This window comes from Chamaesiphon polymorphus CCALA 037 (assembly GCF_003003845.1).
GTDB lineage: Bacteria > Cyanobacteriota > Cyanobacteriia > Cyanobacteriales > Chamaesiphonaceae > Chamaesiphon > Chamaesiphon polymorphus.
In genome coordinates this window covers 1-5,242 of the sequence record NZ_PVWO01000426.1, presented here as the reverse complement: position 1 = coordinate 5,242, position 5,242 = coordinate 1, and the positions used below count along the sequence as shown (strand labels likewise).

The following is a 5,242-nucleotide window of genomic DNA, read 5'->3' as shown; positions in this document are numbered from 1 at the left end:
ATGTTAGCCTAGTCATAGAGCATTAGATTCACGGCACCCGCTTATGACAGTAGATCCACGGCAGGTTTTATCAGCATCCGTAAATGTTAGCTCTCAAAAATTATTAGACCGGATCTCCCATGTGGCTTGGCTGATGAACGAAGGGGGGGAAATCTTATGCGTTAATAATTTGTGGTCTGCATATATCGGGCGATCGAACAACGGTGAGGCCATGCCGAACGATCCTTGTAGCCATATCAGTGCGGACGAAGATCGGGTGCCGACCTCATGTTTGTGCGTTCGGAAATTTACAGACATATTGCCCCAGACGGAATGCGATCGATTTGAGGGTGCGTGGGCGGCGGCAATTAGGAGACAGGAGCCGTTAGAACTCAAACTGAGACTGATAGGTCATTTGGGCAATTGGGAGTGGTTTCAGGTCGAGCTAGAGCCAGATCGCGGTCGCAATGGCGCGACGATCTGGATTGGTACGGCGATGCGACTGGGCGGGGAGGCAGTAATTCCCGGACAGCAGCAATCGACTCAGTTTCTCGAAGCATTGCTAGCTTATGCTTCGGATGCGATCGTGGCGTGCGATGCCGAGGGTCGGCTGGTGTTATTCAACCAGATGGCCCAAAACTTTCATGGGTTGCCGCCCGAACCGCTCGCGCCAGAGGAGTGGGCAAACTATTACAATCTCTACGATGGGGATGGTACTAGATCTTTAAGCAAGACCGAGATTCCATTGTTTCGGGCGTTGCAAGGCGAAGCGGTCTTCGGGCAAGAAATGACGATCGCGCCTAAAGATGGCATCGCTCGATCGCTGCTGGCGAACGCTACGGCGATCTATAGCTCTACTGGCACAAAATTGGGTGCGGTCGCCTTGATGCGCGATATGACCCCGTACAAGCAGGCGATGATGGCTGTGCAACTGAGCGAACGCAAGTTTAGAGCGATTTTTGATGGGGTGTTTCAGTTTATCGGTTTGACCGAACCGGATGGAACGCTGCTCGAAGCCAATCAGACTGCCTTTAAATTCGGGGGAATCGAAGCTGCGGATGCGATCGGGCGCAAGTTTTGGGAAGTATCGGGTTGGAAATTTTCGCCAGCAGTCCAGCAACAAATGCGCGCGGCTACCGCACGAGCGGCTGCTGGCGAATTCGTCCGTTATCGGGTAGAAGTAGCGGGTGCTGACGATCGCCAAATTCCGCTCGATTTTTCGCTGACGCCAATTCGCAACGATCGCGGTGAAGTCACTATGCTGATTCCTGAAGGCCGAGATCTGAGTCAGATCGAGCAAGCCCAAAGCGATCGCGATCGGGTCGAACGCTACAGCGAACGCTTGACGACAGCCCTTCAGATCGCTAAAGCTGGGGCTTGGTACTGGGAGCTGGCCGAAAACAAGCTCTATTGGACACGCGAATTTGAAATCTTACTCGACTACGAACCCGATAGTACGCAAAAAACTTATAGTGAATGGTCGCAACGGATACATCCTGACGATCTCCAACGGGTAGAAGCCATCGTTAAAGAAACGATTGCGGGGAGATTACCGCAGCATCGCTGTGAATATCGGATCGTCTGTCGAGATGGCAGCATCCGGTGGTTGGTTGGTGTCGCCGAAATCGGCACGGATGAAGAGGGCAAAGTGTATCTATCGGGCTTAGTGTCCGATATCACCGATCTCAAGCGCAACGAAGAAGCACTGCGTCGGAGTGAGGAATTTCAACGTCGGATTTTAGAAAGCAATAATGATTGTATCAAGGTATTTGACTTAGCAGGTCGCTTGGTGTACATGAATCATGGCGGAATCATTAGGCTAGAGATTGAAGATTTTGCCACGATCGCCAATAAGCACTGGAGCGAACTTTGGCCTGTTGACGCAGCGGAAAACATCGAACGCGCTTTAGACTTAGCTAGAGATGGTCAAAGAGGCGAATTTGAAGGATTTTGTCCGACGGCTAAAGGTACGCCCAAATGGTGGGAAGTTATCGTCACCCCCATTCTCGATGCAGAGGGTCGGGTCGATCGCATATTAGGAGTTTCGCGCGATATTACCGATCGTCGGGACGCCGCCATTGCGCTGGCTACTAGCGAAGAACTGTTTCGGCATACCTTTGAGTACACACCAGTCGGCTTTGCCCATGTCGCTCCCAATGGGCGGTTCATGCGGATAAATCGTAAATTCTGCGAGATTGTCGGTTACAGCAGTGAAGAACTCTTACAACTGACTTTTCACGATATTACCGAACCTACCGATCTCGCTGAAGATGTGGCTTTAGTCGATCGATTATTGCAAGATGAGATTCAGGAATATACACTCGAAAAACGGTATATTCACAAGCAGGGTCACCACATATGGGTCGGTCTGACAGTCTCTCTAGTTAGAGAAATCGCAGCAGAAGGTCAACTGGGTGCGCCGAGATATTTTCTCTCTGCCATTCAAGATATTACCCACCGCAAGCAATTAGAACTCACCAATCAACAACAAACCACCGAGCTGCAACAGCTCAATAGTTCGCTAATGTTGGCGCAACATCAGCTCAAAGAACGCAATGAGGAATTAGACAGCTTCGTGCGGATTGCCTCCCACGATCTTAAAGCTCCATTGCGGGCGATCGCCAATCTGGCAGAATGGATCGAAGAAGATATTACAGATCGTCTCAGCGAGGACGAACGAGAGCAGTTTGAACTCTTACGCCAACGCGTTCACCGCATGAGCGCGCTAATCGATGGCTTGTTGCGCTACTCGCGATTGGGCAGACAGGACTTAGCAACCGAAACTGTCGATCTGTCCCAACTTATTGCTGAAACGATCGATTCGATCGATCCGCCTGTCGGATTTAAGATCGAGATTGTCTCACCGCTGCCGACGCTCGCTGCCAAGCGGATTTTACTCGGTCAAGTTTTTGCTAATTTAATGAGTAATGCCATCAAGCATCATCAACGCATTGATGGTCGGATTGAGATAAGTGCTAAAGATTGTGGCAATTACTATCAATTCTCGATCGCCGATGATGGCCCAGGTATTCCGGTGGGCGAGGCTAGGGATCGGATTTTTGAGATTTTTCAGACGCTCAAGCCGAGTAATTCGACCGAGAATACCGGGATTGGTTTGGCTATGGTCAAAAAGATCGTTGAAGGTGAAGGGGGTCGGATCTGGTTAGATAACGATCGAGTTACGGGTGCTTGTTTCTGCTTTACCTGGCTCAAGGCGGTTAAATAACTTCAGTTGGGAAGCCAGGAGTGGCGGAAACCTCCCGACCGCGATAAGTAGATCCCGAACAATGTGAGAAATGAGTATAGAGTAAGCTGAGGTTAGCGATTGAGATAAATCCGGCGTTGCTGAATTGGAGTATGAAACGTAGATTTTGCCCTCACCCCGCCAGAGCCGAAGGATCTGGCGGGGTGAGGGCAAATCATACCTTAAATCAGCAACGCCATAAATCCAAGTCGATCGCCACCGAACTCTCATAGACCTGTAGCGATCGATAGCCTCTGTAGATAAACCGACTTGGGAGAAGAGGCGATCTCCCCCATCTAAACATGCGGCGCGCTGTTGTCACCAGAAATTCAGTCCACTCGTTCACTCCACTACTCCCCCCGCAGAATGGAAGATACACTCCAAATCTTAGTTGTCGATGACGATGAAATCGATCGGATGGCTGTCAGACGCGCGCTGAACCAGTCGGGCATCTCCACCACCATTACCGAAGCCGCAACTTGTGCCGAAGCCCTAGCACGGCTGGCTGTAGAGACCTTTGACTGTACGTTCGTGGACTATGGACTACCCGATCGCAATGGTTTAGATTTAGTTAAATGTGCCTGCGCGCTGAACGTTCAGCATCCGTTGGTAGTATTGACCGGACAAGGCGACGAACGCATTGCCGTCGAGCTGATGAAAGCAGGTGCGACCGATTATATGCCCAAATCGCAGATTTCCCCTGCCAATCTGGCTCAAGTCATGCGGAATGCGATCCGGATCGCTCGTGCCGAACGCGAAGTGATTGAAACCAGCGAACAACTCAAGCGCAATAATGAGTTGCTAGTACGCCAAAACCGCGATCTCGAACAGCAGCGCGACCAGATCGAACTCCAAAACCTCCAACGCGAAGACTTTATCTCTCACCTCACCCATGACTTGCGCACGCCCCTGGTTGCCGCAAACATGATGTACAAACTGTTCGAGCAAGAGGCTTTTTGTCCGCTCTCGCCAGAAATGCACAACGCTCTAGATGCAATGTATCGTAGCAACCAAAACTTGCTAGAGCTAGTCAATACAATGTTAGAAGTCAATCGCTATGAATCTGGGCACAAACAACTCACGATGACCCCCTGCGACATGTGGGACATCATGCAAGCCGTCGTCGAAGAACTCCAACCCTTAGCACAATATAAATCGATCGATCTCCACCTGATTAGCGAGCATCCCCAACCCGAGTCGCTGAAAATTTTGGGTGACTGTCTCGAAATCCGCCGCGCGCTGACCAATCTCGTCGGTAATGCCCTCAAGTTTACCGATGTCGGTAGCGTCAAACTCAAACTGGGTTTTTGCCCAGTGTCCGAAGGAGAGAATACAGCCATTAATGGTTGGGTAACAGTCGATGTTGCCGATACTGGCTTAGGGATGTCTGCTGAAGAACAAGCCATTATGTTCCAACGTTTCCGCACTGGCAAACACCGTCAAGCAGGCAGCGGTTTGGGCTTGCACCTAGTCGCCCGCATCATCACCGAACATTCGGGCACGATCTCTGTTACTTCCGAACCCGGACGTGGCAGTCTGTTCAAAGTGCGGCTGCCAGCTAAAGGGTAGATGGGTGGATGGGTGGATGGGTGGATGGGTGGATGAGTTATTCTACGATCCAAGTTGATGCGGTTTTGACCATGTTTACTAATTTTCCGAGGATGCGATCGTATGTTTTGTACCATCTTCTGCCTATTTCTACTTCTAGATATTGACATTTGACAGCAAACTCAATCCAAATTTGAGTCTCGGTTGCTTCAGCTTGACAGTCGCTCAGTTTGGCAATAAAGGCTGCTTGATATCTACGTTTTCGCCATGCTTCACCCAGATTTGCACAAACAGAACGTGACGATCGTCTAATTTGGTCTGTTAGTGAGTAGCGTTCTTCCATTGGAAACTTTTTAGATATCTCAAAAATCTCCATCGCCACATCAAACGCTGTTTGGAATACTTCCAACTCTCGATAAGTTTTTACCAGCTCTCTATTCACAATCCCACCCCGATCGCTCAATCTCATCA

Annotated in this window: 3 protein-coding genes; 2 read left to right on the top strand and 1 reads right to left on the bottom strand. The window is 50.1% G+C overall.

Features of this window, described 5'->3' with window-relative positions; genetic code table 11:
* Positions 1-43: 43 nt before the first annotated feature.
* Both C7B77_RS23495 and C7B77_RS23490 read left to right on the top strand, forming a co-directional pair.
* On the top strand, positions 44-3,205 hold the full coding sequence (locus tag C7B77_RS23495; RefSeq protein ID WP_106310647.1) for a PAS domain S-box protein: 3,162 nt from the start codon (positions 44-46) through the stop codon (positions 3,203-3,205).
* A 384-nt stretch (positions 3,206-3,589) separates the two neighbouring features.
* The gene (locus C7B77_RS23490; RefSeq protein ID WP_106310645.1) at positions 3,590-4,792 is read left to right on the top strand and encodes a hybrid sensor histidine kinase/response regulator; all 1,203 of its coding nucleotides are present in this window, start codon (positions 3,590-3,592) and stop codon (positions 4,790-4,792) included.
* A gap of 37 nt (positions 4,793-4,829) precedes the next feature.
* Here C7B77_RS23490 and C7B77_RS23485 read toward each other — a convergent pair whose 3' ends face one another.
* Positions 4,830-5,213, bottom strand: coding sequence for a four helix bundle protein (locus tag C7B77_RS23485; protein ID WP_106310649.1), 384 nt, complete (start codon positions 5,211-5,213; stop codon positions 4,830-4,832).
* Between the last annotated feature and the right edge of the window lie 29 nt (positions 5,214-5,242).